General features: G+C 73.6%; 17 protein-coding genes. 11 read left to right on the plus strand and 6 right to left on the minus strand.

Features of this window, described 5'->3' with window-relative positions; all coding sequences use genetic code 11:
- Nucleotides 1-42: 42 nt before the first annotated feature.
- Complete coding sequence (gene dnaE, locus ACYVDA_RS06695; RefSeq protein WP_460816340.1) at nt 43-3,576, plus strand: DNA polymerase III subunit alpha; 3,534 nt, start codon at nt 43-45, stop codon at nt 3,574-3,576.
- Nucleotides 3,573-4,211 (plus strand): hypothetical protein, encoded by a 639-nt coding sequence (locus ACYVDA_RS06700; protein ID WP_460816342.1) that lies wholly within the window; start codon nt 3,573-3,575, stop codon nt 4,209-4,211. Before dnaE ends, ACYVDA_RS06700 begins: the two co-directional genes overlap by 4 nt.
- On the opposite strand, the gene ybaK is transcribed toward ACYVDA_RS06700, so the two are convergent.
- Both ybaK and ACYVDA_RS06710 read right to left on the minus strand, forming a co-directional pair.
- Nucleotides 4,149-4,661, minus strand: a complete 513-nt coding sequence (ybaK, locus tag ACYVDA_RS06705; protein WP_460816344.1) for a Cys-tRNA(Pro) deacylase — start codon at nt 4,659-4,661, stop codon at nt 4,149-4,151. The two genes, ACYVDA_RS06700 and ybaK, sit on opposite strands and share 63 nt — an antisense overlap.
- Nucleotides 4,662-4,671: 10 nt before the next feature.
- The gene (locus ACYVDA_RS06710; protein WP_460816345.1) at nt 4,672-5,337 is read right to left on the minus strand and encodes an LON peptidase substrate-binding domain-containing protein; all 666 of its coding nucleotides are present in this window, start codon (nt 5,335-5,337) and stop codon (nt 4,672-4,674) included.
- 145 nt (nt 5,338-5,482) lie between these two features.
- On the opposite strand from ACYVDA_RS06710, the gene ACYVDA_RS06715 reads away from it, so the two are divergent.
- On the plus strand, nt 5,483-6,370 hold the full coding sequence (locus ACYVDA_RS06715; RefSeq protein WP_460816348.1) for an aldo/keto reductase: 888 nt from the start codon (nt 5,483-5,485) through the stop codon (nt 6,368-6,370).
- On the opposite strand, the gene ACYVDA_RS06720 is transcribed toward ACYVDA_RS06715, so the two are convergent.
- Nucleotides 6,337-8,271 (minus strand): PAS domain-containing sensor histidine kinase, encoded by a 1,935-nt coding sequence (locus ACYVDA_RS06720; RefSeq protein ID WP_460816351.1) that lies wholly within the window; start codon nt 8,269-8,271, stop codon nt 6,337-6,339. The two genes, ACYVDA_RS06715 and ACYVDA_RS06720, sit on opposite strands and share 34 nt — an antisense overlap.
- A 132-nt stretch (nt 8,272-8,403) precedes the next feature.
- Between ACYVDA_RS06720 and hisD the strand changes: the two genes are divergently transcribed.
- Genes hisD through hisF form a run of 6 tightly spaced genes read left to right on the plus strand, consistent with a single transcriptional unit; the run spans nt 8,404 to nt 13,741 of the window.
- Nucleotides 8,404-9,711 carry a histidinol dehydrogenase gene (gene hisD, locus ACYVDA_RS06725; protein WP_460816353.1) on the plus strand — a complete coding sequence of 436 codons (1,308 nt, stop codon included), beginning with the start codon at nt 8,404-8,406 and terminating at the stop codon, nt 9,709-9,711.
- Nucleotides 9,712-9,719: 8 nt separating this feature from the next.
- Nucleotides 9,720-10,892: a histidinol-phosphate transaminase gene (locus ACYVDA_RS06730; protein ID WP_460816356.1), complete on the plus strand. Its 1,173-nt coding sequence runs from the start codon at nt 9,720-9,722 to the stop codon at nt 10,890-10,892.
- Nucleotides 10,889-11,497, plus strand: a complete 609-nt coding sequence (hisB, locus tag ACYVDA_RS06735) for an imidazoleglycerol-phosphate dehydratase HisB (protein WP_460816359.1) — start codon at nt 10,889-10,891, stop codon at nt 11,495-11,497. The genes ACYVDA_RS06730 and hisB overlap by 4 nt, the downstream gene beginning before the upstream one ends.
- Nucleotides 11,494-12,201: an imidazole glycerol phosphate synthase subunit HisH gene (gene hisH, locus ACYVDA_RS06740; protein ID WP_460816362.1), complete on the plus strand. Its 708-nt coding sequence runs from the start codon at nt 11,494-11,496 to the stop codon at nt 12,199-12,201. The genes hisB and hisH overlap by 4 nt, the downstream gene beginning before the upstream one ends.
- Nucleotides 12,198-12,983: a bifunctional 1-(5-phosphoribosyl)-5-((5-phosphoribosylamino)methylideneamino)imidazole-4-carboxamide isomerase/phosphoribosylanthranilate isomerase PriA gene (gene priA / locus ACYVDA_RS06745; protein ID WP_460816365.1), complete on the plus strand. Its 786-nt coding sequence runs from the start codon at nt 12,198-12,200 to the stop codon at nt 12,981-12,983. Before hisH ends, priA begins: the two co-directional genes overlap by 4 nt.
- Nucleotides 12,980-13,741, plus strand: coding sequence for an imidazole glycerol phosphate synthase subunit HisF (gene hisF, locus ACYVDA_RS06750; RefSeq protein ID WP_460816367.1), 762 nt, complete (start codon nt 12,980-12,982; stop codon nt 13,739-13,741). Before priA ends, hisF begins: the two co-directional genes overlap by 4 nt.
- Before the next feature lie 36 nt (nt 13,742-13,777).
- Here the strand turns inward: hisF and ACYVDA_RS06755 are convergent, their stop codons facing one another.
- Together ACYVDA_RS06755 and ACYVDA_RS06760 are read right to left on the minus strand one after the other, a co-directional pair.
- Nucleotides 13,778-14,671, minus strand: a complete 894-nt coding sequence (locus ACYVDA_RS06755) for a septum formation family protein (RefSeq protein WP_460816370.1) — start codon at nt 14,669-14,671, stop codon at nt 13,778-13,780.
- A 14-nt stretch (nt 14,672-14,685) separates the two neighbouring features.
- Nucleotides 14,686-15,501, minus strand: a complete 816-nt coding sequence (locus tag ACYVDA_RS06760) for a septum formation family protein (protein ID WP_460816372.1) — start codon at nt 15,499-15,501, stop codon at nt 14,686-14,688.
- 214 nt (nt 15,502-15,715) lie between these two features.
- Here ACYVDA_RS06760 and ACYVDA_RS06765 point away from each other — a divergent pair, with 214 nt between their 5' ends.
- Together ACYVDA_RS06765 and leuA are read left to right on the plus strand one after the other, a co-directional pair.
- Nucleotides 15,716-17,158, plus strand: a complete 1,443-nt coding sequence (locus ACYVDA_RS06765) for a sensor histidine kinase (protein ID WP_460816374.1) — start codon at nt 15,716-15,718, stop codon at nt 17,156-17,158.
- A 228-nt stretch (nt 17,159-17,386) separates the two neighbouring features.
- Nucleotides 17,387-19,123 carry a 2-isopropylmalate synthase gene (gene leuA / locus ACYVDA_RS06770; RefSeq protein WP_460816376.1) on the plus strand — a complete coding sequence of 579 codons (1,737 nt, stop codon included), beginning with the start codon at nt 17,387-17,389 and terminating at the stop codon, nt 19,121-19,123.
- 15 nt (nt 19,124-19,138) lie between these two features.
- On the opposite strand, the gene ACYVDA_RS06775 is transcribed toward leuA, so the two are convergent.
- Nucleotides 19,139-21,634 carry a PAS domain S-box protein gene (locus ACYVDA_RS06775; protein ID WP_460816378.1) on the minus strand — a complete coding sequence of 832 codons (2,496 nt, stop codon included), beginning with the start codon at nt 21,632-21,634 and terminating at the stop codon, nt 19,139-19,141.
- Between the last annotated feature and the right edge of the window lie 54 nt (nt 21,635-21,688).

Here is a 21,688-nt window from a genome sequence, read left to right on the forward strand (position 1 = left end):
CCTGCCGCACCGAGACCACCCGGGAAGGGCTGATCGCACCCCATGACCTCAGGGACCAGCACAGGCCGCGAGGGGTTCGCCCACCTGCACGTGCACACCGAGTACTCCATGCTCGACGGTGCCGCGCGACTGACCGACATGATGGACCGCACGGCCGAGCTGGGCATGGACTCGATCGCGATGACCGACCACGGCAACGTGTTCGGCGCCTACGACTTCTGGTCCAAGGCGCGGTCGGCGGGCGTCAAGCCGATCATCGGCATGGAGGCCTACGCCACCCCCAACACCCCGCGCAACGAGCGCAAGCGCGTGCGCTGGAACGACGGCGGCGACGACGACGTGTCGGGCTCCGGCGCCTACACCCACATGACCCTGCTGGCCGAGACCACCCAGGGCATGCACAACCTGTTCCGGCTCTCCTCCCAGGCCTACATCGACGGGTTCTTCTACAAGCCGCGCATCGACCGCGAGCTGCTCTCGACCCACGGCACCGGGATCATCGGGACCACCGGGTGCCCCTCGGGCGAGGTCCAGACCTGGCTGCGGATCGGCGACTACGACAAGGCCCGGCAGGCCGCCGCGGAGTTCCAGGACATCTTCGGGCGCGACAACTTCTTCCTCGAGCTGATGGACCACGGCCTGTCCATCGAGACCCGGGTGCGGGCGGACCTGCTGCGCCTGTCCAAGGACCTCGGCATCCCGCCGATCGCGACCAACGACTCCCACTACGTGCGCAAGGAGGACGCCGGCGCCCACGAGCACCTGCTGTGCGTCTCCTCGGGCAGCGCGATGAGCGACCCCAAGCGGTTCCGCTTCAACGGCGACGGCTACTACATCAAGTCCCCGGCCGAGATGCGCCACCTGTGGCGCGACCTTCCCGAGGCCTGCGACAACACCCTGCTGATCGCCGAGCGCTGCGAGGTGGAGTTCAACGAGCAGGCCAACTACATGCCGGCCTTCCCGTGCCCCGAGGGCGAGGACGAGACCTCCTGGATGATCAAGGAGGTCGAGAAGGGCCTGCGCTTCCGCTACCCCCAGGGGATCCCCGACGCCGTCCGGGCGCGCGCCGACTTCGAGGTCGGCGTGATCACCCAGATGGGCTTCCCGGGCTACTTCCTGGTCGTGGCCGACTTCATCGGCTGGGCCAAGGACAACGGCATCCGGGTCGGGCCCGGGCGCGGGTCCGGCGCGGGCTCGATGGTCGCCTACGCGATGCGGATCACCGACCTCGACCCGTTGGTGCACGGCCTGATCTTCGAGCGGTTCCTCAACCCCGACCGGGTCTCGATGCCCGACTTCGACATCGACTTCGACGAGCGTCGTCGCGGCGAGGTGATCCGCTATGTCACCGAGCGCTACGGCAGCGAGCGGGTCTCGATGATCGTCACCTACGGCACGATCAAGGCCAAGCAGGCGGTCAAGGACTCCAGCCGCATCCTGGGCTACCCCTTCGCCATGGGCGACCGGATCACCAAGGCGATGCCGGCCGCGGTGATGGGCAAGGACATCCCGCTCAAGCAGCTCTTCGACCCCGAGCACAAGCGCTACAGCGAGGGCGGCGACTTCCGCTCGCTCTACGAGGGCGACCACGACGTCAAGACCGTCGTCGACACCGCCATCGGCATCGAGGGCCTCAAGCGCCAGTGGGGCGTCCACGCCGCGGGCGTGATCATGTCCAGCGAGCCGATCCAGAACGTCATCCCCGTGCTCAAGCGCGAGGCCGACGGCGCGATCATCACGCAGTTCGACTACCCGACCTGCGAGAAGCTCGGCCTGATCAAGATGGACTTCCTGGGGCTGCGCAACCTCACGGTCCTCGACGACGCCCTGATCAACATCGAGACCAACCGGGGCGAGAAGGTCGTGCTGGAGGACCTCGAGCTGACCGACGAGGCGACGTACGCCCTGCTCCAGCGCGGTGACACCCTCGGCGTCTTCCAGCTCGACGGCGGCCCCATGCGCGCGCTGCTGCGCAGCATGCAGCCCGACGTGTTCGAGGACATCTCCGCGGTCGGCGCGCTCTACCGGCCCGGCCCGATGGGCGCCGACTCCCACAACAAGTACGCCCGTCGCAAGACCGGCCGCGAGCCGGTGGTGCCGATCCACCCCGAGCTCGAGGAGCCCCTGGCCGAGGTGCTGGGCGAGACCTACGGGCTGATCGTCTACCAGGAGCAGGTGATGGCGATCGCCCAGGTGCTCGCCGGCTACTCCCTGGGCCAGGCCGACATCCTGCGGCGCGCCATGGGCAAGAAGAAGAAGGAGGAGCTGGACAAGCAGTTCGCCGGCTTCTCCGCGGGCATGACCGAGCGCGGCTACTCCGCCGCGGCGATCAAGACCCTGTGGGACATCCTGCTGCCGTTCTCCGACTACGCCTTCAACAAGGCCCACTCCGCGGCGTACGGCGTGGTGTCCTACTGGACCGCCTACCTCAAGGCCAACTACCCGGCCGAGTACATGGCCGCGCTCCTGACCTCGGTCAAGGACGACAAGGACAAGATGGCGGTCTACCTCAACGAGTGCCGCCGGATGAAGATCAAGGTGCTCCCGCCCGACGTCAACGAGTCGCAGGCCAACTTCACCCCGGTCGGCACCGACATCCGCTTCGGCCTGACCGCCGTGCGCAACGTCGGGTGGAACGTCGTCGAGCAGATCATCACCACGCGCCAGGAGAAGGGGCGGTTCGCCGACTTCGCCGACTTCATGGACAAGGTGCCGGCCCAGGTCTGCAACAAGCGCCTGATCGAGTCACTGGTCAAGGCCGGCGCCTACGACGAGATGAAGCACGGGCGGCGCGCGCTGCTGGCGGTGCACGAGCTCGCCGTGGACCAGTACGTCGACATCAAACGCAACGAGGCGATCGGCCAGGACTCCCTCTTCGGCGGGATGGACGCCGACGAGGGCGGCTTCGGCGTCTCCGTCGCGATCCCCGTCATCCCCGAGTGGGACAAGATGACGCTGCTGGGCCACGAGCGCGAGATGCTCGGCCTCTACGTCTCCGACCACCCGCTGACCGGGCTCGAGCACGTCCTGTCCAGCGCCGCGGACTGCACCATCGGCCAGCTGGTGACCGACGAGGACCGGCCCGACGGCGCCTTCGCCACGATCTGCGGACTGATCACCACGGTGACCCGCAAGATCACCAAGACCGGCAACGCCTGGGCGATCGTGACCATCGAGGACCTCGAGGGTGCGATCGACGTGCTGCTGTTCCCCAGCGACTACCAGCTCGCCGCGCACCTCCTCGTCGAGGACACCGTGGTGGCCGTGCAGGGCCGGCTGGACAAGAGCAAGGACCAGCCCGAGCTGCGCGGCAAGGTGGTCTCGACCCCGATCCTGGAGGACCGCTCGACCGGGCCGGTGGTGATCACCATGCCCTCGACGCGGTGCACGCCGCCCGTGGTGGAGCAGCTCAAGGAGGTGCTGCGCACCCACGTGGGGACCACCGAGGTGCGCCTGAAGCTGGTCACCCGGCAGGGCGCCCAGCTGCTGCGGCTCGACGACCGGCTGCGGGTCTCGCCCTCGCCGGCGCTCTACGGCGACCTCAAGCACATCCTGGGTCCGGGGTGCCTCGGATGAGCGCCGGCACGGCACCGGCTCCCACGACCGGGTCCGCCGGGCGCGCCGACGGAGGCCGGCCCGGCTGGGTCGGCGACCTGCTGGTGGTGCTGGTGTGGTTCGTCGTCCTCGGGGTGGTGGCCGGCGTGCTGTGGTGGGCCCTGACCCCGCTGCCCGAGGCCACCCGCGTGGGCAACGCGGCCTCGCTGGACCCCGAGCAGCTCACCGGCGAGGTGGCCATCGACGGCTGGTTCGCGGTGGTCGCGACGCCGCTGGGTCTGCTCAGTGGGATCGCGCTGCTGGCCTGGCGGCGCCGCGACCCGCTGCTGATGGTCGTGCTCACCGTCGCCGGGGCGGCGCTGGCCAGCCTGCTCATGGTGGTCCTCGGTCGCGTCCTCGGCCCCGGCGACGTGGTCACCGCGCTCCGGGCGCTGCCCGACGGCGGCAAGGCGTCGGTGCCGCTGAAGCTGCACGCCCAGGGCGTGACGCTGCTGCTGCCGGCCGCGGCCGCCCTGGGGGCGCTGGTGCAGCTGTGGGTGCTGCGCCGCGACGAGCACACCGAGGAGCGGCACGGGCCCGAGCGGCCCGGGGAGTCAGGCGCGGCCGACGTCCGCGACGACGGCGTCGAGCAGCCGCACCAGGTCGGCCGGGGCTAGCCCCAGGTCGAGGCCGCGCCGGCCGCCGCTCACGTAGACGACCGGCAGGTCCGTCGCCGACCGGTCCACGACCGTCCTCAGGCGGGTGCGCTGCCCCAGCGGGGAGATCCCCCCGACCACGTAGCCGGTGGCGCGCTCGGCCGCCTCGGGGGCGGCCATCACGGCCCGCTTGACGCCCACGGCCGCCGCCAGCGCCTTGAGGTCCAGCGTCCCGGCGACGGGGACGATGGCCACGACCAGCTGCTCGGCGGCGCGACCGGCGGGGCGGCCCTCGAGCTGGACCAGGAGGGTCTTGAGCACCGCGGCCGGGTCCAGTCCCAGGACCTGCGCCGCCTCCTCGCCGTACGACGCCACGGCCGGGTCGTGGCCGTAGGCGTGCCGGGTGAACGGCACGCCGGCCCGCTCCAGGGCCACGGTCGCCGGGGTGCCGCCGGGGGTGCGTCGCGCCACGGCCGCGGTCCTAGTTGGGCGACCAGCGCGTACGGGCCACCTCGGTGGCCGGCAGCGAAGGCAGCGCGCGCATGGCCCGCATCTCCTCGTGCAGCGTGCGGCGCAGGGTGCCCAGGCGCTCCTGCGCGCCCTCGGCCTCGAGCAGCAGCTGGCGCTGGGGGAGCGTGAGCAGGCAGGTGCTGGCCAGCGCGTAGGAGAGGTACGCCGGGTCGTGCGGCAGGTCGCCGGCCAGGACCGGTCCTCCCCGCAGCTGGGAGAGCTGCTCGCGGTAGGCCTCGAAGGTGGTCAAGGTGCGCTCGGCCTCGGCGGCGGCGCCGGGCTCCTCGACGTCGTCGACCAGGACGACCTCGCCGCGCAGGAACGGCCCCGTGGCGTCGGAGTCGACCACGTGCAGCCGCTGGCGTCCGAGCACCTCGATGTCGAACCGGCCGTCGTCGTACTCCTCCACCTCGCCGAGCTGCACGAGCGTGCCGACGCGGTGCAGCGACTGCAGCCCGAAGTCGCCCACCTCGTAGCCCTCGCGGATGGCCAGGATGCCGAAGACGCGCTCGGCGGGGTCCTCGATCGTCAGCAGCTCCTTGACGAGCAGGCGGTAGCGCTCCTCGAAGACGTGCAGCGGGGTGCTCACCCCCGGGAAGATCACCGTGTTGAGCGGGAAGAGGGGGACGACCGTCACGGAGGTCAATCTACGGTGCGACCGGCCCGGACTGGGTACTCCGTCCCCGAGCGGCCCGCGCCGCTCGCTGCCACCCCGGCACCCCTCGTCCCGCAACCCCCACCCCACCCTCACCCCACCCTCACCCCACTCAGGGAGGAACCCCATGGAGACCCGACGGCTCGGACGGCTCGAGCACCGCTCCTCGGTGCTGATCTACGGCGCGGCCTCGCTCGCCGAGGTCGACCAGGACACGGCCGACGCCTCGGTCGCCGAGGCGCTGGAGGCGGGCATCAACCACCTCGACGTCGCGGCCGACTACGACGACGCCGAGCTCCGCCTCGGCCCGATGATGGGCGACATCCGCGACCGGGTGTTCCTGGCCACGAAGACCGGCCTGCGCACCGAGGAGGAGGCGTGGGCGCAGATCAACGCCTCCCTCGAGCGGCTGCAGACCGACCGGGTCGACCTCCTGCAGATGCACGCGGTCTGCACGATGGACGACCTGGACCGCGTCACCGGCGACGACGGGTCGCTCCGGGCCGCCGTCCGAGCCCGCGACGAGGGACTGGTGGGTGCCATCGGCATCACCGGGCACACCCACGCCGCCCCCGCCGTCCACCTGGAGGGCCTGCGCCGCTTCCCCTTCGACACCGTGCTGACCCCGCTGAACCGCAAGCTGTTCCAGGTCCCCGGGTACGCCGAGGACTACGCCGCGCTGGTCCGGGCCGTGCAGGCCGCCGACGTCGGCCTGATGACCATCAAGATGATCGCCCGGCGGCCCTGGCCCGACCAGTCGACCGACCGGCACCGCTACGCGACCTGGTACGAGCCCTTCGACGACCAGCACCACATCACCGCCTCGATCGCCTGGCTCCTGGGCGGGCACCCCGAGGTCACCGGCCTGGCGACCGCGGGGGAGACCCGTCTGCTGCGCCAGGTGATCCAGGCCGAGCGCGAGCGGGCCGAGATGACGCCGGCGCAGGCCGAGGCGGTGCTCGACGCCCTGCCGGCGAGCGACTACTCGACGCCGTTCGTGGGCAAGGACGCCTGAGGCCCGGTCATCCGGGGCAGCCGGACCTCCACGGTGGTGCCCTCGCCGAGCCGGCTGGTGGCGCTGATCTCGCCGTGGTGGGCCTCGACGAGCCGCTTGGTGATGGCCAGTCCCAGCCCCACCCCGGGGATGGCGTCGCCCTGCACGTCGTCGGTGCGGTAGAAGCTGTCGAAGATCTCGCCGAGGTCCTCGGGTGCGATCCCGCGGCCGGTGTCGCTGACCCGGACCACCACCTGGTCGCCCTCGGCGGTGACCCCGGCGGTGACCCGGCCTCCGCGCGGGGTGTACTTCACGGCGTTGCCGACCAGGTTGTCGAGCACCTGGGCCAGGCGCTCCTCGTCGCCGTGGACCACCAGGGCCCCCGGGCCGGCGGGGTCTTCGGGGCCGTCGGTCGGGGTGAGCTCCAGCGCGAGACCCCTCTCCTCGGCCGGGCCGCGGGCCTCCCGGAGGCAGGTCGCGACCAGGTCGTTCACCCGGACCGGCGTGGGGCGCAGGTCCGTGGCCGAGGACCGGGCCCCGGTGCCGGCGGTGGTGAGCAGGTCGTCGACCAGCCGGCGCAGGCGCCGGGCGTTGCGACGCACGGCCTCGAGGTGGTGGCGGACCTCGTCCGGGACGTCGTCGGTGTCCTCGAGCACCAGGTCGACGTAACCGATGATCGAGGTCAGCGGGGTGCGCAGCTCGTGGCTGACCGAGGCCACGAACTCGTCCTTGACCCGCAGCGCCCGGATCAGCTCGGTGACGTCCTTGAAGACCAGCACGACGCCGAGCAGCCGGCCGTCGGGCGCCCGGCGCTGCGTGGAGGAGATCGCCAGGCCGCGGCGGGTGGCGGGGTCGGGACCCACCCAGCACAGGTCGTCGGCCAGCTGCTCCCCCCGCATCGCCCGGGTGGTCGGGACCTGGTCGTCGGGGAGCGGGGTGACGCCGTCGGCGCAGAACAGCGACCCGCGGGTGCCCACGGTCCGGGGGTGCCCGTCCGGGGAGGCCAGCGCCATGAAGTGCTCGTGCTGCCGGTTCACCGAGCGGTAGGCGCCCTCGGGGTCCAGCTCCAGCAGCCCCACGTCGACGCTGTCGATGATGGTCTGCGTACGCCGCTCCAGGTCCTCGACGCCGGCCCGGGCCCGGTCCAGCCCGCGCCGGGTGAACGCGGCCGACGCGGCGACCGCCCCGGCACCACCGGCCACCAGGACCACCAGCACCCACGCCCGCCAGGAGCCGGCACCGCCGCTGGGGGAGAGCAGGACCGCGGCCGCCTGGGCGAGGAGGGCCGTCCCGGCCGCGACGGCCACGCCGGTCCGACCCAGCCGCAGCCCCAGCCACAGGGACGGGGCCGCGATCGCCAGGCCGGCGAGCAGGCCCGGACCGGAGCCCGGGGTCGCCCCCGTCCCGGAGGTGACCAGCGCCGCCACGACCAGGTCGGCGACCGGGAGCACCGCCACCGCGCGGTGGGGGACCCGCCCGCCGACGGCGGCCGCGAGCGTGAGGGTCAGGAGGAGCGCCCCGTCGGCCCCGACGGGGAGGGTGCCGGCCGCGGAGCCGGAGCCGGTGACCAGGTCGCCGACCACGGCGAGCCCGAGCAGACCGACCATCAGCAGCTGCATGAGGGTGACGTCACCCAGGCGCACCCCGGCCCACCGCACGGAGCCGGGCCCGGACCACGCCGAGAGGCCCGATCCGCCCGGGCCGCCCGTGCCGGTCGCCCGGGCGCTGTCGACGACGCCGCGCGAGCGTGACCCGTCCCGGGTCCGCGGCCCCGGGGTGCCCGAGGACGGCGAGGCCGGCGTCGGCGGGACGCCGGGTGCACGCGGGGCGGGCGCGACCAGCGGCGCCCGGGGATCGAGCCGGTCGGTGCCCGGGAGGGGCGGGACGTCCGAGCGCGGTCCACCGCCCAGGGTGCTCGTCACACCGCCACCCCCTCGACCCGACCGTGCGTCGGCCGTCCCAGTCTAGGTCCGATTTGTCCGAAGCGAGCGGTGAACGCGGGAGCCTGCGGACGCGGTCGGGCCCCGCGCCCCGGCCCGCCTAGACTGGGGGCCATGATCCGCCGCATCGACCTGCGGGACGGCGTCGCCGGCGCCGATCCCGACTACCGCTCCCTCGTCCCGCGCGCCGACTTCGACGTCGAGGCCGCGGTGCACGTGGTGCGGCCGATCTGCGACGACGTCCGCGACCGCGGCGTCGAGGCGATCCGCGAGTACTCCTCGAAGTTCGACGGCGTGGAGCAGGACGACATCGCCGTGCCGCGCCAGGCGCTCCGCGACGCCCTGGCCGACCTCGACCCCGCCATCCGCGCCGGGCTCGAGGAGTCGGTGCGCCGGCTGCGGCTGACCTGCCGGGCCGAGCTCGAGGCCGACGTGGTCACCGACCTCGGCCCCGGTGCCCGGGTCACCCAGCGGCTGGTGCCGGTCGACCGGGTCGGCCTCTACGTCCCGGGCGGTCTGGCCCCGCTGGTCTCCAGCGTGCTGATGAACGCCGTCCCGGCCCAGGTCGCCGGCGTCGGGTCGATCGCGCTCACCTCGACCCCGCAGCGCGAGTTCGGTGGTCTGCCGCACCCCACGATCCTGGCCGCCTGCGAGCTGCTCGGGATCGAGGAGGTCTACGCCGTCGGCGGCGCCCAGGCGATCGCGATGTTCGCCCACGGCGCCGGCCCGTGCCGCCGGGTCGACCTGGTCACCGGGCCGGGCAACATCTACACCGTCTCGGCCAAGCGGCTGCTCAAGGGCGTCGTGGGGATCGACTCCGAGGCCGGCCCGACCGAGATCGCGATCCTGGCCGACGACAGCGCCGACGCGGCGTACGTCGCCTCCGACCTGCTCAGCCAGGCCGAGCACGACCCGATGGCCGCCGCGGTGCTGGTCACCGACTCCGTGCGGCTGGCCGACGACGTCGAGGCCGAGCTGGAGAAGCAGGTCGCGGTGACCCGTCACGCCGAGCGGGTCCGCACCTCGCTGACCGGGGTGCAGTCGGGCGTCGTGCTCGTCGACGACGTCGAGCAGGGACTGGCGGTCATCAACGCGTACGCCGCCGAGCACACCGAGATCCAGACCCTCGACGCCGCCCGCGACGCGGCCCGGGTGCGCAACGCCGGCGCGGTGTTCGTCGGTCCGTGGGCGCCGGTGTCGCTGGGCGACTACTGCGCGGGCTCCAACCACGTGCTGCCCACGGCCGGCTGCGCCTGCCACTCCTCGGGGCTCTCGGTGCGCTCGTTCCTGCGCGCCGTGCACGTCATCGAGTACGACCGTGCGGCGCTCACCGAGGTCGGCCACCACGTGATGACGCTGGCCGACGCCGAGGACCTCCCCGGCCACGGGGCGGCCGTCCGCGCGCGCCTCGACCCCCGGTGAGCGGCCCGGTGAGTGGCCCGGTGGGCGCCCCGGTCGCGGCCGACCTGTTCGGCTGGCCGCCGCTGCGCGAGGAGCTCCGCGAGGTCGAGCCGTACGGCGCCCCGCAGCTGCCCGTCCCGGTGACCCTGAACGTCAACGAGAACCCCTACGGCCCGTCGGAGACCGTCGTGCGCGACATCGCCGACGCGGTGGCGGCCGCCGCGGGGACGCTCAACCGCTACCCCGACCGCGAGTTCTCCGAGCTGCGCGCGGCACTGGCCGACTACCTGGGGGCCGAGGCCGGCGTCTCGCTGGTGCCGAGCCAGATCTGGGCGGCCAACGGCTCCAACGAGATCATGCTGCAGCTGCTCCAGGCCTTCGGTGGCCCGGGGCGCACGGCGATCAGCTTCGCCCCGACGTACTCGATGTACCCGGAGTACGCCCGCGACGCCAACACCGGCTGGGTCGCCGGTCGCCGCCACGAGGACTTCTCCTTCGACCTCGACGAGGCCCGTCGGTTGATCGGCGAGCACAGCCCGAGCGTGGTGCTGCTGCCCTCGCCGAACAACCCGACCGGCACCGCGCTCCCGCACGAGGTGATCGGCGAGCTGTGCGAGCTCGCGCCGGGGATCGTGGTCATCGACGAGGCGTACGCCGAGTTCCGCCGCGACGGCACGCCCTCGGCCCTGGAGCTGCTGCCGCACCACCGCAACCTGGTGGTCACGCGCACCATGAGCAAGGCCTTCGCGCTCGCCGGGGCCCGGCTGGGCTACCTCGCCGCGTCCCAGGAGCTCACCGACGCGCTCCGGGTGGTGCGGCTGCCCTACCACCTCTCGGCCGTCACCCAGGCCGTCGCGCTGGCCGCCCTGCGGCACCGCGACGAGCTGCTGGGCCGGGTCGCGGACCTGCGCGCCGAGCGCGACCGCACGGTCGAGTGGCTGCTCGCCCGCGGGTTCGAGGTCGCGCCCAGCGACGCGAACTTCGTGCTGTTCGGCCGGTTCGAGGACCGCGAGGCCGTCTGGCAGGGGCTGCTGGACCGCGGGGTGCTGATCCGGGTGACCGGCCCCGAGGGCTGGCTGCGGGTGTCGGTCGGCACGCCCGAGGAGATGGCGGCGTTCACCGACGCCCTGAGCGAGATCACGACCAAGCACACGACACACCCCACGACGACCGACCTGACCAACACGGAGGAGACGCGATGAGCCGCAGCTCACGGATCGAGCGCCGCACCAAGGAGTCGACCGTCCTGGTCGAGCTCGACCTCGACGGCTCGGGCCGCACCGACATCTCCACGGGCGTCGGGTTCTACGACCACATGCTCACCGCCTTCGGCCGGCACAGCCTGTTCGACCTGACCGTGCGCACCGAGGGCGACGTGCACATCGACGGCCACCACACCGTCGAGGACACCGCGATCGCGCTGGGCGACGCGCTGCTCGAGGCGCTCGGCCCGAAGTCCGGGATCCGTCGCTTCGGCGACTCGCTGGTCCCGCTCGACGAGGCGCTGGTGCAGTGCGCCGTCGACGTGTCGGGTCGTCCCTACTGCGTGCACACCGGCGAGCCCGAGGGCCAGGAGTACTTCCAGATCGGCGGCAGCGGCGTCCCGTACGCCGGGTCGCTGACCCGCCACGTCCTGGAGACGCTGGCCCACCACGCCCAGATCGCGCTGCACGTGCGGGTCCTCGGTGGCCGCGACCCCCACCACGTCGTCGAGGCGCAGTTCAAGGCCGTCGCCCGGGCGCTGCGCGACGCGGTCGCGCTCGACCCGCGGGAGACCGGGGTGCCCTCGACCAAGGGCACCCTGTGACCGCAGCGCCGGACCCCGGCCGGCCGCGGCCGCGCGTCACCGTCCTGGACTACGGCTCGGGCAACGTGCGCTCGGTCGTGCGCGCCCTGGAGCGGGCCGGCGCCGAGGTCACCCTCAGCGCCGACCGGCTCGCGGCCACCGACTGCGACGGCCTCGTGGTCCCCGGCGTCGGTGCCTTCGCGGCCTGCATGGAGGGCCTGCGGGCGGTCCGCGGCCCCGAGATCATCGGGCGTCGCCTGGCCGGCGGCCGTCCCGTCCTGGGCATCTGCGTGGGCATGCAGGTGCTCTTCGAGCGCGGCGTCGAGCACGGCGTGGAGTCCGTGGGCTGCGACGAGTGGCCCGGGGTCGTGGAGCGGCTGCAGGCGCCGGTGGTCCCGCACATGGGCTGGAACACCGTCGAGGTGCCCGCCGGCACGGCCGTGTTCTCCGGCGTGGAGACCGAGCGGTTCTACTTCGTGCACTCCTACGGCGTGCGCGACTGGACCCTGCACACCAACGACCGCACCCGCGCCCCCCTGGTCACCTGGGCCGAGCACGGCGGCGACCGCTTCGTGGCCGCCGTCGAGAACGGTCCGCTCACGGCCACCCAGTTCCACCCCGAGAAGTCCGGCGACGCCGGCGCCCGGCTGCTGCGCAACTGGGTCGACTCCCTCCCGCGCACCGACCCGATCGAGAACCAGCCCCGGAAGGCCCCCACCGCATGAGCGACCACCCCTCGACAGGCTCAGCACGACGCCTCGAGCTCCTCCCCGCCGTCGACATCGCCGGCGGCCAGGCCGTCCAGCTGGTGCAGGGCGTCGCCGGCTCGGAGAAGCGCTTCGGCGACCCGGTCGAGGCCGCGCTGCGCTGGCAGGAGGCGGGGGCGGAGTGGATCCACCTCGTCGACCTCGACGCCGCCTTCGGCCGGGGCCACAACCGCGACCTGCTGGCGCGGATCGTGGGCACCCTGGACATCGACGTGGAGATGAGCGGCGGCATCCGCGACGACGAGTCGCTGGAGGCCGCGATGACCGCGGGCTGCCGCCGGGTCAACATCGGCACCGCCGCGCTGGAGGAGCCGGAGTGGTGCGCCTCGGCGATCGCCTCGCACGGCGACCGGATCGCGGTTGGGCTCGACGTGCGCGGCCGCACCCTCGCCGCCCGCGGCTGGACCCGCGACGGGGGTGACCTGTACGACGTCCTGGCCCGCCTCGACGCCGAGGGGTGCGCCCGCTACGTGGTCACCGACGTCAACAAGGACGGGATGCTCCAGGGCCCCAACCTGGACCTGCTGCGGGCGGTGTGCGCCGAGACCGCCCGCCCGGTCGTGGCCTCGGGCGGCATCACCGAGCTGGCCGACCTCGAGGCGCTGATGGGCCTGGTCGACTGCGGCCAGGGGGGTGTCGAGGGGGCCATCGTCGGCACCGCGCTCTACGAGGGCCGCTTCACCCTCACCGACGGGCTCGACCTGACCTGGCCCGACCGCCCCCGGCGCGCCGAGCGGTGAGCCTCGCCGTACGCGTCATCCCGTGCCTGGACGTCGACGCCGGGCGCGTGGTGAAGGGGATCAACTTCCAGCAGCTGCGCGACGCCGGCGACCCGGTCGAGCTGGCCAAGGTCTACGACGCTGAGGGTGCCGACGAGCTCACCTTCCTCGACATCTCGGCCTCCCACCAGGGGCGCGCCACGACGCTGGAGATCGTCTCGCGCACCGCCGAGCAGGTCTTCATCCCGCTCACCGTGGGAGGCGGCGTCTCCAGCGTGGAGGACGTCGACCGCCTGCTGCGGGCGGGCGCCGACAAGGTCGCGGTCAACACCGCGGCGCTGCGCCGGCCCGAGCTGGTGGCCGAGATCGCCGACCGGTTCGGCAACCAGGTGCTGGTGCTCTCGGTCGACGCCCGTCGGGCCCCCGGGACCGACTCCGGCTTCGAGGTCACCACCCACGGCGGCCGGGAGTCCGCCGGCGTGGACGCGCTCGCGTGGGCCGTGCGCGCCGCCGGCCTGGGGGCGGGGGAGATCCTGCTCAACGCCATGGACGCCGACGGCACCACCTCGGGCTTCGACCTGGAGCTGATCCGGCTGGTGCGGGCCGAGGTCGGCATCCCGGTGATCGCCAGCGGCGGTGCCGGGGCCACCGAGCACTTCGCGCCCGCGGTCGAGGCCGGCGCCGACGCCGTGCTCGCCGCCACCGTCTTCCACTTCGGCACGCTGCGCATCCCCGAGGTCAAGGCCGCCCTGGCCGACGCGGGCCACCCCGTCCGCTGACGAAGCGGGCCGCAGGGCCGCGCGGGCCTCGTGCACCTAGGCCTGGGGCACCCAGCACCAGCCGTATCGCTGGCCGGCGTCCCACGCGGCCCGTTGCGGCCACTCGAAGGCCCAGCTGAACCGTAGCGCCCCGCCCGCCCGGTCCGAGGCCACCGCCCGGCAGCGGGCGTCCGCGGCGTCCCCGGCGGCCCGGTCCAGGAACCGGGTGCCCCCCGGCAGGTCCACCACCGCGACGGCCTGCCACGCGTGCCGCTGGGAGCAGGCCAGCCGCTGGAAGCCGCGGGCGTCGGGAGCCGTCGTGCCGCAGGTGCCGAACCGCGCCCGGGCCGCGGGGGAGCCGAGCAGCCCGCGCACCGACGCGGGCAGGGGCGCGAGCCGTCCGGGCGCGAGCAGGGCGACGACGTCGCACCGGAACCAGTCCGCGCCCGCTTCGGCCTGCGCCACCGTCGGCGTGAACCACACCGTCCGGAGCACGGTGAGCCGGCGGGCCGTCACGTCGCCGCCGACGACCGCGGGGGCCGTGGGCGGGCAGGTGCGCTGGAGGCGGTCGGCGAGCCGGGCGGAGTCGACAGCGAGCAGGTGGCCGTCGGCGTCGGCCGGCAGGCGCCCCACCCGCACGGTCACCGAGGTGTGCGGCCCCCGGCAGGGGACCGCGGCGGCGGGGTCGGTCGCGGCGGTGGCGCTGCGCACGTCGAGGCGGTGGCAGCTGCCCACCTGCGGTGCCGGGGCCGGGGGCGTGCTCGGCGTGGGGGCGGCGCTCGTGGCGGAGGGGGAGGGCGAGCCGGTGCGGCTGGTGGGCCCGGCCGCCGGCTCGCCGCCCGAGCACGCCGCGGTCAGGACGCCGAGCGCGACCACGACCGGGACGAGCAGGGCGGCGCGGACCGGTCGGGCCTCCCCGCGGCCGGTCCGCCGGGTCGGCGTACGTCGCACGGGGCCTCCGGGGGTCAGCGGTCGGTCTTGGCCCAGCAGATCGTCCGGCGGTTGCCGGCCTTCCACTCGGCCTCGTGGAACCAGGTGTAGCCGAACTCGTAGTCCACCGGGTAGTTCATCCAGGCCCCGACCGAGTCGGAGCAGAAGTCGCGGGACTGCACCTGCACCAGCCGGTCGCCGGGGTAGGCCGCCTTCGGCTTCCCGAGCTTGACGGTGGTGACGGCCCGCCAGTCGTGGGCCTGGGTGCACCCGACCTTCTTCGAGGCCAGCACGCTGGGGCCCTGCGCGCACAGCGACCACTGCTCCGGTGGCTTGGCGCGGAACAGGCCCTTGGCCGTCGTCGGGAGCCGCTGGTAGGAGGTCGCCTGGGCGGTGCCGCCGACCAGGTCGCAGCGGTACCAGCGGGTCCCGTCCTTCCAGTCGGCCTGCGAGGGGCGGAACCACGCCCAGCTGAGGGTCACCCGCATGGCCCGCGACTCGTCGAGGGCCAGGAACTTCTCGAACGCCTTCTCGCAGGTGCCGTAGACGTAGCGCCCGTGCGCCCGGTCGCGGTAGTCGCTCCCGGTCGAGGCGGGCAGCGTGCCGATCGCGAAGGTCTCCGCGGTGTGCGGCTGCGTGCACGGGACCGAGGGCGCGCTCGAGGTGGGCGAGGCGGTGTCCTTCGGCGTCAGCACGTAGCAGGCGCCCAGGCGCGGGGCGGCCCCGCTGGCGCCGCCGCGCTCGGGGGAGGAGGCCGGGGCGAGCGGGGCGCTCGAGCAGGCCGTCAGCGCGGCTGCGACGAAGCAGGCCAGCAGGGCGGCGAACCACCCCGTCGACGGCGTACGACGCACCACGTGCTCCCTCGGTCGTTGAGCTCCGACCGTGCTCCCGGTCGACGACGACGCGATCGTAGCGTCGGGCCGGTGCGGGCGGGGGAAACCACGAGGTTCGTCCTGCGCCCGAGCCCTCGACCTGGGGCAGGTTTGAGGTCGGCGGCCGGCGGGCAAGACGTACGATCGCACGAGCAGCACGGTCGGGGGGCCGTCCCAGAAAGGTGAGCACCCAGTGGAACTCCTCTCGTCCTCGCTCGGACCGGGCAGCACCCCGGACCGCACCGACCCGACCACCGAGGTCCGCCAGCTGCGACGCCAGCTGCGACGAGAACGGGCCCTGCGCCAGGCCGCCGAGACCATCGGCGAGCGCGCCACGGCCGACTTCTACGACTCGGTCAAGGAGTTGCGCACCGTCCAGAGCGAGCTGCTGGACCGCGACGACCAGACCCGCGTCGTCAACGACCTCGCCCGCGCCCTGCGCCAGGACCTCGACTCCTCCCAGCTGGTCAACCGCGCGGCGGAGTCGGTGGGCCAGGCCACCCTGGTCGACCGCTGCGACGTGCTGCTGGTCGACGCCGAGCGCTTCTCGGCCGTGCAGGGGTCCTGGAGCAGCTCCCCGGAGTCCGCGCGCCTGCCCCGGCCCCGCTCGTTCGTCGAGCTGCCCGAGCCGCTGACGACCCTGCTGCTCGAGTCCGCGCAGAGCCTCGCGGCCCTCCAGGTCGACGACGTCGCCGACGACGAGCGGGTCGGGGCCGACGGGGCCGAGGAGCTCGTGCGCGGCCTCGGCGTGCGCGCCCTGGCCGCGGTGCCCGTCGCGGTCGGCGAGGAGGTCGTGGGGTGGCTGCTGCTGCAGTCGGTGCGCCCGCGCGCCTGGCAGCAGCGCGAGCTGGCGATCTGCCAGGGCGTCGCCCACGACCTGGTGGTCTCCCTGATGCAGGTGCAGGCCCACGAGCAGCAGCGCGAGTCCCTGCGCCGGCTCGAGGAGCTCGACCGGGCCAAGGACGCCTTCATCTCCACGGTGTCGCACGAGCTGCGGACCCCGCTGACCAGCATCGCGGGGTACGTCGAGCTGCTCAGCGACGGCGGCATGGGGCCCCTGGACGCCGGGGTGTCCGAGGGCATGGCGATCATCGAGCGCAACGTCGGCCGCCTGACCTCCTTGGTCGAGGACCTGCTCACGCTCTCGGCGTACGACGCGGACCAGGTGCACCTCGACCTCGTCCCGGTGGCCCTCGGCCCGCTCGTCGGCGAGTGCCGCGCGGCCCTCGCGCCGGTGGCCTCCGCCGCGGGCGTCGAGGTGGAGCTCGAGGTGGTCGACGGTCTCCCCGACGCGCTGCTCGACCGCACGCAGATCGAGCGCGTCGTGCTCAACCTGCTCGACAACGCCGTGAAGTTCAGCCACCGCGGCGGCCGGGTCGTCGTGCGGCTGGGGGAGCGGGGCCGCGACGTCGTCCTCGAGGTCGTGGACCGCGGCATCGGCATCCCCGCCGACGAGCAGCACCGCCTCTTCACCCGCTTCTACCGCTCCTCGCTGTCGGTGGCCGACGAGGTGCAGGGCACCGGGCTCGGCCTGTCGCTGGTGCGCAGCGTCGTGGAGTGGCACGACGGCGTCGTGGACGTCGCCTCGGTGGAGGGCGAGGGCACCACGGTGACCGTCCGCCTCCCGCAGGCCTGAGGGCCGGTGGCCCCCCAACGCCGGGGCCTCGCCGGGGTCCTCGCCCCGGTCCTCGCAGGCCCCGCCCGGCGCCGGTGCGACGGTCCTCGGGTCCTGGGCTAGGGTGGTCGACGATGACGCGCAGCCTCCTCCTTCGCTGCCGCGGCGAGGTCTGATCCAGCCGGACCCCTCGCCCGCGGAGAGCTCGACGCGCCCGGCCCGCACCCGCAGCGACCCCGAGGATCTCCGATGACCCTGCAGCACTCCGGCTTCAGCAACACCCAGCAGCCCAGCGGCATGCCGTTCCAGCGCTACCGCGCCTTCCCTCCGATCGACCTGCCTGACCGCACCTGGCCCTCGGCGCAGATCACCCAGGCCCCGCGCTGGCTCTCCACCGACCTGCGCGACGGCAACCAGGCGCTGATCGACCCGATGTCGCCCGAGCGCAAGCACCGGATGTTCGACCTGCTGGTGAAGATGGGCTACAAGGAGATCGAGGTCGGGTTCCCCTCGGCCAGCGAGACCGACTTCTCCTTCGTGCGCCAGCTGATCGAGCGCGACAAGGTGCCCGAGGACGTCACCATCTCGGTGCTGACCCAGGCCCGCGAGGACCTCATCGAGCGCACGACGCAGTCGCTGGTGGGCATCCACCACGCCAACATCCACCTCTACAACGCGCTGGCCCCGATGTTCCGCAAGGTCGTCTTCCGCGCCAGCCGCGACGAGGTCAAGGACATCGCGGTGCGCGGCACCGAGCTGTTCATGAAGTACGCCGAGCAGAACCTCGCCCAGACCGTGATCGGCTACGAGTACTCGCCCGAGATCTTCACCAGCACCGAGCTGCCGTTCTCCCTCGAGGTCTGCGAGGCGGTCTCCGACGTCTGGCAGCCCGAGGACGGCCGCGAGATCATCCTCAACCTGCCCGCCACGATCGAGGTCGCGACGCCGAACGTCTACGCCGACCAGATCGAGTGGTTCTCCCGCCAGCTGACCCGGCGCGAGCACACCACCATCAGCCTGCACCCGCACAACGACCGCGGCACCGCCGTCGCCGCGACCGAGCTGGCCCAGATGGCCGGCGCCGACCGCGTCGAGGGCTGCCTGTTCGGCCACGGCGAGCGCACCGGCAACGTCTGCCTGGTCACGCTCGGGATGAACCTGTTCAGCCAGGGCATCGACCCCCAGATCGACTTCAGCGACATCGACGAGGTCCGGCGCACGGTGGAGTACTGCACCCAGCTGCCTGTGCACCCCCGCCACCCCTACGCCGGCGACCTCGTCTACACCGCCTTCTCCGGGTCGCACCAGGACGCGATCAAGAAGGGGCTCGAGGCGCTGGAGGAGCAGGCGGCCGCGTCCGGTCGCCCGGTCGGCGAGCAGCCCTGGGAGGCGCCGTACCTGCCGATCGACCCGAAGGACGTCGGCCGCACCTACGAGGCCGTGATCCGGGTCAACAGCCAGTCCGGCAAGGGCGGCGTCGCCTACGTGATGAAGTCCGAGCACAAGCTCGACCTGCCGCGCCGGCTGCAGATCGAGTTCAGCCGCGTCGTCCAGGCCAGCACGGAGTCGACCTCCGACGGGCAGGGCGGCGAGATGAGCCCGGCCGCGATCTGGGCCACCTTCCAGGCCGAGTACCTCACCCGCGAGACGCCGCTGCGCCTGGACTCGGTGCACACCTCGGCGGCCGCGGGGGAGAAGGACCAGCTCCAGGTCGGCGTCCTGGTCGACGGCGAGCCCACGCAGCTCACCGGGTCGGGCAACGGCCCGATCGCGGCCTTCGTCGAGGCGGTCAACTCCCTGCCGCAGGACTTCGACGTGCGGGTGCTCGACTACGCCGAGCACGCCCTGTCCTCGGGCGGCGACGCGATCGCGGCGGCGTACGTCGAGTGCGCGGTCGGCGAGCAGGTCCTGTGGGGGGTCGGCCTCGACGCCAACATCGTCACGGCCTCGCTCAAGGCCGTGGTGTCGGCGATCAACCGGCGCTGAGCCGCTCCGCGGCCGTCAGACGCCGAGCCGCTCCGCGGCCAGGGGGAGCCGCACCGTCACCGTCGTCCCGGCGAGGTGGGCGGAGCGGACCCCCACCGTGCCGCCGTGCGCGGCCACGATCGAGGCGATGATCGACAGGCCGAGCCCGGTGCCCTGGATGGCGCGGTCCTGGGCGGTGGAGGACCGGAAGAACTTGGTGAACAGCTCGCCCTGCTCGTCGGCGGGGATGCCGATGCCGGTGTCGCTGACCTCGAGCACGGCGTGCCCGTCCTCCTCGCGCAGCGCGCAGCACAGCCGCCCGCCGTCCGGGGTGAACTTGACCGCGTTGCTGAACAGGTTCATCAGCACCCGGTCGAGGTGGGTGGCGTCGCCCTGCACCACGATCCGCGTGCTCGGCACCTCCACCCGCACCTCGAGGTCGCGCCCGACCAGCAGCGGGTGCACGGCCTCGCGGGCCTGGGCCACCACCTCGACCAGGTCCACGGGGTCGCGCGACCACGCCGTCGGGTCGGTGGACTCCAGACCGGCCAGGGTGAGCAGGTCGCTGGCCACCGAGATCAGCCGCTCGCCGTTGCGGGCGATCGCGTCCAGCATCACCTCCTGGCCCGGGGAGACCGGGCCGGCGGCGCCCTCGCGCAGCATCTCGGTGTAGCCCACGATGCTCGTGGTCGGGGTGCGCAGCTCGTGGCTGACCGTGGAGACGAAGTCGTTCTTGGCCGAGTCCAGGCGACGCAGGCGGTCCGAGACGTGGCGCTCCTTGCGCAGGGCGGCCACCAGCATCGCCTGGGTGCGGCGCTGCTCGGTCACGTCGCGCCCCACGCACAGGTAGCCCGTCACGCGGCCCACGACGTTGGTGATCACGCTGATCGTCGTGGAGACGACGAGCTCGGTGCCGTCGGCGTGGGTCCACGTCCAGTCGTGGGTCTCCGGGACCCGCGCGGGGCAGGCCGAGGGGACCAGGGGGCCCCAGGCCGCGGCGGGGGAGCCGTCGGAGCCGGTACCGGAGCCGGTGCCGGGTCCGGTGTCGGGGCAGACCGGCCCGCCGGTGATGAACGCGCGGGCGTGCGGGGAGCTGACCACGGCGTCGACCGGCTGCGCGACCAGGTCGGCCTCGCTGTGGCCCAGGAGCTCCTCGGCGCCGTGGTTGACCAGGAAGATGTGACCGCGCTCGTCCAGGGCCACGAGGGCGGTCGCGACCGGCGCCTCGAGCAGGTGCCGCACCAGGCCCGAGGAGCTGCGCTCGCTGGTGACGTCGGTCGCCGTGCAGACCACCCGCAGGACCTGGCCGCGCGCGTCGCGCACGACGTTGTTGCTCCACATCACGCGCAGGCGCTCACCGGACCTGGTCAGGGCGTCGGCCTCGCGGAACTCCGGGACGCCGGACCCGTCGGGGTGGGCGAAGATGGCGCGGACCGTCTCGACCCGGTCGGGGGCGATCAGGTCGCACTCCCAGAACCTGCGTCCGAGCACCTCCTCCCGGGTGAACCCCGTCATCCGGGTCAGGGTGTCGTTGCACTGCAGGATGGTGCCGCCGGGATCGGTGACGAAGATGATGGTGGCGGTCGAGTCCACGATCGACGCGCTCAGCTCGCGCTCGGCGCGCAGGCCGTGCATGAGGTCGGCCCGCTGGGACGCGGCGAGGGACGTGGGCACCGCGAGCAGGGCGGCGCAGACCAGGAACCCCTGCACGTGGGCCCCCGCCAGCAGGGGGTCGAGCAGCCCGGAGCCGCCCCGGGCGAAGGGCCCGACCCCGGCCGTCGTGGTCGCGGTCGCCACCACGGCGAGGACCGCCACCTCGACCGCGGCCAGGTAGGGCGGCAGCCGCAGCGCGGCCCAGACCAGCAGGGGCAGCGGCAGGAACGTCAGGGCCAGCGGCCAGGGGGTGGCGAACACCAGCCCCAGGGAGGCGAGCAGGAGCAGCACCTGGGCGACCGCCTCCCACCCTCTCGGCAGCGGACCCGGCGTGCCGTCCAGCCGCGCGGTGCCGAGCCGGACCGGCACCAGCGCCAGGGGCAGGACGACCAGCAGGGCCGCGAGGTGCGACGGTGCCACCGCCCGCGCGCTGGCCCACACCGGCTCGTGGACGACGAGCATGGTCAGGGCCGTGCCGACGCCCATGGTGGCGGCCCCCAGGACCGCGGCCACCAGCATCCGGGCGAACTCCTCGGGCCGGACCAGGCGGCGCACCTGCTCGGGATCGCGTCCCCACGTCAACGCCAGGGTCACCACCAGGGCCTCGACCGCCGTGGCCAGGCCCATCAGGACGCTCGCCCACGCCGGCCGGCCGCTCACCACCGAGGCGAGCGCGGTGCAGCCGGCGACGTGGAGCAGCAGCAGCGGCCACGACGTACGCCGGCAGCGGATCAGCAGGGCGACCGAGAGGCCGGCCGCGGGCCACCAGGTGGCGACCGCGTCGGGGGTGGGACGCCACGACAACGAGGTCGTCGCGGCCCCCAGGACCGCCACCAGGAGGGCAGCGTCGACGGCGGTCTTCCGTCGTTGAGCGTCCACGAGGCGAGTATGAGCCCGAGAACCTCTCGAAACCGACGAATCGCCGACGTTCGC

It is taken from the genome of Nocardioides korecus (assembly GCF_054778395.1).